This is a genomic window from Armatimonas sp. (assembly GCF_043760365.1).
Classification (GTDB): domain Bacteria; phylum Armatimonadota; class Armatimonadia; order Armatimonadales; family Armatimonadaceae; genus Armatimonas.
In genome coordinates, this window is record NZ_JAYUPA010000091.1 from 1 (window position 1) to 2,334 (window position 2,334).

The 2,334-nt window shown below is 63.6% G+C and carries 2 protein-coding genes; both read left to right on the forward strand.

What is annotated here, in order from left to right; genetic code table 11:
- The coding region (locus ACH2EH_RS02310; protein WP_395138497.1) for a DUF1553 domain-containing protein at window positions 1-2,140 on the forward strand (2,140 nt) is incomplete at its 5' end.
- A gap of 48 nt (window positions 2,141-2,188) precedes the next feature.
- Window positions 2,189-2,334, forward strand: a 146-nt coding sequence (locus ACH2EH_RS02315; RefSeq protein WP_395138500.1) for a twin-arginine translocation signal domain-containing protein, incomplete at its 3' end; no start/stop codon positions are given.

The following is a 2,334-nucleotide window of genomic DNA, read 5'->3' on the forward strand; positions in this document are numbered from 1 at the left end:
GCGGGTAACTGTTGATCTCACGGGCCTGCCGCCTACTCCTAGCGAGATTGCAGCGTTTGTGAGCGATACCCGGCCTAATGCGTATGAAAAGCTCGTGGATAAATTGCTGGCGTCCCCAACCTACGGCGAGAAGTGGGCGCGGTACTGGCTGGATGTGGTGCGCTTCGGGGAGAGCAATGGCTACGAGCGCAACCTCCTCCGAGAAAATGCCTGGCCCTACCGTGACTGGGTGGTAAGCGCACTCAATGCCGACATGCCCTACGATAAATTTGTGAAGGCGCAGCTTGCGGGCGACAAACTGGGGCAAGATGCAGCGACGGGCTTTCTGGTGGCGGGTGTCCACGACGACGTGCCGAGCCCCGATGAAGTCCTCACCCGTCAGCAGCGTGCCAGCGACTTAGACGACATGGTCGCCACCACATCGGAGACGTTTCTAGGGCTAACCGTGGGCTGTGCGCGCTGCCACGACCACAAGTTCGATCCCATTCCCCAGACCGACTACTACAAGCTCTGCGCCGTCTTTGCGGGGGTCTATCACGGCGAGCGGGCGCTGGAGCCGCAAACAAAAACGGCAGATCGCCAGCGGGCGTATCAAAATGTGCTCTGGGAGGTTCGTCACCAGGCAAAAGCGGAGCAGAAGCTCTCGGCTCTCGGTAATGAGGAAGTCTTCCCTCCAGCCTTTGCGAAGTTCGTGCGCTTCACGATTCTCACCACACAAGGCGGCGGCGAGCCCTGCCTGGATGAGCTGGCGCTCTACGGCCCGGAGAGCGCCGAGAACCTCGCGCTAAACGGCAAGCCCACGGCCTCGTCGTTGCTTCCTGGCTACCCGATTCACCAGATTGCGCACCTCACCGACGGCTGGCTGGGCAATGAGTTCTCCTGGATCAGCAACGAGCCGGGCAAGGGCTGGGTCATGGTCGAGCTGCCGCACGCGACCACGATCAGCCGCCTCACCTGGGGCCGGGATGCCTCGGGGCGGGTGGTGGATCGTGTGCCACAGACCTACAAGATAGAGGTCTCCGAAGACGGTGAGCGCTGGCGGACGGTGGCGAGCCACGAGACCCGTGGCGACGAACCAGTGCCTCTAAAAGACCGTGACATGCTGCTACAAAAAGCCGCCGCCCTCCGCGACGGCAAGCGGGCCTACCTTGGCAAACTCGTCGCCCCCGAGCCGGTCTATCTTCTCCAACGCGGCGATGTGATGCAGCGCGTTGAGGAGATCATGCCGGGGGCGCTCTCCGCAATCTCCCCCCCCCTTCGCTTGCCCAACCTCCCCCCTGCCCCCCTCCGGCTTCGCGAAGGGGGGGAGAGGCTTGCCTTTGCCGACTGGCTGGTGCGCCGCGAGAACCCGCTGACCTGGCGCGTGATCGTGAACCGGATCTGGCAGCAACACTTCGGCGTTGGCTTAGTCGCGACGCCGTCGGACTTTGGCAACAACGGCGCAAAACCTAGCCACCCCGAGCTTCTCGATGCACTGGCGGGCTGGTTCCAGGGCGGTGGCCAGTCGTTCAAGAAGCTCCATAAGCTGATCGTCACCAGCCAAACCTACAAACAATCTGCCGTGACCCCTCAGCCCAGAGCGGCGGCGCTTGATGGGGGCAATCGGCTTCTCTGGCGCGGCCCCCTGCGGCGCATGGAGAGCGAAGCGCTCTGGGACGCCGTACTAGCAACCAGCGGGACGCTCGACCGGACAATCGGCGGCCCTCCGTACCGGCTCTTTACCTACAAACAGGAAAATATCGCCTTCTACGGCCCCGCCGAGAGCTACGGCCCCGAAACCTGGCGACGCAGTATTTACCGCATGGCCGTCCGCGCCGTCCGCGATAACCTACTCGCCTGCTTCGACTGTCCCGAGAGCGCCCAGCGTGCCCCTAAGCGCGAGACCACCACCACCCCGCTCCAGGCGCTCAGTCTCCTCAACGGTGCGTTCGTCCGCGAGCAGGCCGCGCACTTCGCCCAGCGCATCGCAAAAGAGGTGGGCACTGCGCCCGACAAGCAACTCACACACGCCTTCCGTCTCGCCTTTGGTCGGAGCCCAAGCACCGACGAGCTCGCCCTCGCCCGAACTCTGGTCGCCAAGGACGGCCTACCCGCGCTCTGCCGCGCTCTTTTTAACGCCCATGAATTTTTGTATTATTAGCCAACCCCCTAACCCCCGCCCAGCGGGGGGACAAAGAGGAGGCCAATTATAAGCCGCCGCACCTTTCTGGGAAACCTCGCCACGGGCTTGGGCTCTATCGCCCTCGCTAGCCTGCTCGCCGAGGAAGCACACGGACAAACTCCCTCGCCGGGCGGGGGCCGGGGGGGAGGAAAAGCCAAGCGCGTGATCCAGAT